The 2,199-nt window shown below is 60.4% G+C and carries 2 protein-coding genes; both read left to right on the forward strand.

Annotation, left to right across the window (positions count from 1 at the left end):
• Positions 1-190 (forward strand): hypothetical protein (locus C5L12_RS27600; protein ID WP_342588650.1); only part of this gene is annotated, 190 nt, incomplete at its 5' end.
• Positions 177-2,199 (forward strand): recombinase family protein (locus C5L12_RS27605; RefSeq protein ID WP_105375160.1); only part of this gene is annotated, 2,023 nt, incomplete at its 3' end. The genes C5L12_RS27600 and C5L12_RS27605, both read left to right, overlap by 14 nt.

The following is a 2,199-nucleotide window of genomic DNA, read 5'->3' on the forward strand; positions in this document are numbered from 1 at the left end:
GAGGACCATCATGAGAACCCGCAATACGCTGATACCGGCGTCGGGCCGGCAGCTCGACCTGGTATTCCAAAGCCGGACGCTGGACGGACTGAGCGACAAGGATCGCAAGAAGGCGATATTAACGCTGGCTTGCCTGCTGATGCAGGCCGCAGGTCTCGTCGTCGAGGAGTTCAACGATGACCAGCAATGATATGATTCCGACCGCGCTGCTCTCGCGCAAAGCCGTCGTCTATGTCCGGCAATCCTCTCAGTCGCAGGTGATGACCAATCTGGAAAGCCAGCGAAGGCAGTATGATCTTGTTGACGTTGCGCGACAACACGGCTTCAGCGACATCGAGACCATAGACGACGATCTCGGACGCTCTGCGAGCGGAACGGTCGCGCGTCCCGGCTTCGACCGTCTTGTCGCGCTGTTGTGCGCCGGCAAGGTTGGCGCCGTTTTATGCTTCGATGCCTCTCGGCTCGCCCGCAACGGCCGCGATTGGCATCACCTGCTCGAATTATGCGGCCTGGTCGAAGCCCGTGTCATTGACCATGACGGCGTCTACAATCCGTGTCGACCCAATGATCGGCTCCTGCTGGGAATGAAGGGCAGTATAAGCGAGTTCGAACTCGGCGTGCTCAGAGCCCGCATGCTCGACGCCGCCAGATCGAAGGCGCGCCGTGGAGAATTGCGACTTTCCGTTCCATTCGGTTACATCTGGCATCGAGAAGCGGGGCTCGGGCTTGATCCCGATCTGCGATTGCAGGAGGTGATCCGGTCGATCTTCGCCCGCTTCCATGAGCTTGGAAGCGCACGCCAGGTACTATTGTCGATGACACGGGACAATATCCATTTCCCGCGACCGTCGGACGAAGGTCGCATGACCAGCTTTGTCTGGACCCCAGTCCGTTACCGGAATGTGATCGGCATCCTGAAGAACCCCTTCTATGCCGGCGTCTACGTCTATGGAAAGAGCGAGAAGCGGACTGCCATCGTTGATGGGAGGGCGCGGCGCAGCTACGGGCACGGCAAGCCGGCGAGCACATGGGAAGTGATGATCAGGGACCATCACGAAGGTTACATCAGTTGGGACGAATACGAGCGTAACCAACAGCAACTCGCGCTGAACAATTATGGCCGCTCGGGCGGGACCAAATCGGGCCGCGGCGGCAGAGCATTGTTATCGGGCCTCCTGACTTGCGGTCGATGTGGACGGCGACTGAGTGTTGCCTATACGGGGAATCCGCAAAGCCGGCCCGTCTATCGCTGCGACAAGCCAAACCTGATGATGGGCTTGCCTCGATGCATGACGTTCGGCGGTCCGCGGATCGATGCGGCGGTTGCGCGCGAGTTGTTGCGCGCGGTAGAACCATTGGCGATCGAGGCGACTTTTGAAGCGGAGCGAATGCACCGGGAGCGACAGGAAGAACAGCGCCACATCCACGACCTGGAACTGCGGCAGGCCCGCTACGAGGCAAGCCTTGCCGAGCGGCGTTATGCGGCATGCGTTCCCGACAACCGTCTCATTGCCGCGCAGCTTGAGAAGAATTGGGAAACGGCGCTCCGCCGTGTGCGGGATCTGGAAGGGTGTAAGCCTGCCGAAAGTCCTTCGACCATCGAGGTCGACCCAGCCACCTTCGCGAATTTAGCTGACAACCTGCAGTCGGCCTGGGATTCGCCGGATGTGACTATGCGCGTGCGCCAGCAACTGCTGCGTACGCTCATCGCCGACATTGTCGTTGATGTCGACGATGCGGTGCGTGACGTGGTGCTGACGATCCATTGGAAGGGTGGTCAGCATTCAGATCTCAGGGTCCGCAAACCTCAGAGTGGCGAACACGGATGCGCCACCGCAGAGGATGCTCTGGCGGTGATGCGGAGCATGGCTGGCCGCTGGTCCGATGAACATATCGCCGCGTCGCTCAATCGAATGGGCATGCCGACGGGGCAAGGGAAAACCTGGACCGCGCACCGTGTCGCTTCGGTGAGGCGGGTACGCGCCATTCACGCATACAAATCAGCCGACAAAGACGGCGAATGGCTGACCATGACCGAGGCTGCGGCGGTATTGGGCGTGACCAATCATCGGATTCGACATCTGATCAAGACGAACGTGTTGTCTGCCGAGCAGGTAGTTCCCGGCGCCCCGTATCAAATCCGCGCCAGCGACCTCAACTCTGAGGCCCTCCGAGCTGCGATAGCGCGAAAGGGGCGCC

The organism is Neorhizobium huautlense, from assembly GCF_002968575.1.
Lineage (GTDB): Bacteria > Pseudomonadota > Alphaproteobacteria > Rhizobiales > Rhizobiaceae > Neorhizobium > Neorhizobium huautlense.